The 658-nt window shown below is 59.4% G+C and carries 1 protein-coding gene; it reads right to left on the reverse strand.

Annotation, left to right across the window (positions count from 1 at the left end):
* Positions 1–105: 105 nt before the first annotated feature.
* Positions 106–658 (reverse strand): SIR2 family NAD-dependent protein deacylase (locus U5782_RS41320; RefSeq protein ID WP_322049632.1); only part of this gene is annotated, 553 nt, incomplete at its 5' end.

Here is a 658-nt window from a genome sequence, read left to right on the forward strand (position 1 = left end):
ACTCGCGCCGGCGGAACTGCGCGCAGAGTTTGCGATGCGTGCTCGTCAAATGGCTGCCCGTTACGACAGCGACAACGGCTAGTTGAAGCATGGAACGCGCGGTCTTCACCCGTGTCTCAACCTCGTCTCAATTGCCTGCAACGAGGCGAGCGCCCCAGCCGCAATTCCAATACCTCTTTCAGGTGAAATGGAAAAATCCCGTGGATTGATACGAATGACCCGCGGGCCGTAACGTTCGCTGAATCGACGCACCGTGGGCAAGGTCCGCCCCGCGCCCAATTCGACGACCACCAGTCGCTCCACGCCGCGCGACCATGCCGCGAGGCGCTCTGCCTGACGATCCGCATATTTGCCGACCCAGTTCCAGTCGCCGAACATCAGGATATTCGGACGCGCAAGCGATCCGCAATGGCGGCAGCGAGGCAATTCCCCTTCCAGGCGGCACATTGTCTCATCGACATCCGGATTGAAGTCGTCCGCTTGCCAGGCTTCATCCGTACATGCGTTGACGCATTGCAACGCGTGGATCGTCCCGTGACATTCCTCGATGCGAGCAGCAGCAAATCCTGCCTTCTGAAACTGGCCGTCTACATTACTCGTGAACACGAATGCGCCGTGTGTCTTTCGTGACGCCCACGTGAGCAGTTGGCGAAAACCC

Source organism: Paraburkholderia sp. J67, from assembly GCF_905220265.1.
In the GTDB taxonomy this organism is placed as follows: domain Bacteria; phylum Pseudomonadota; class Gammaproteobacteria; order Burkholderiales; family Burkholderiaceae; genus Paraburkholderia.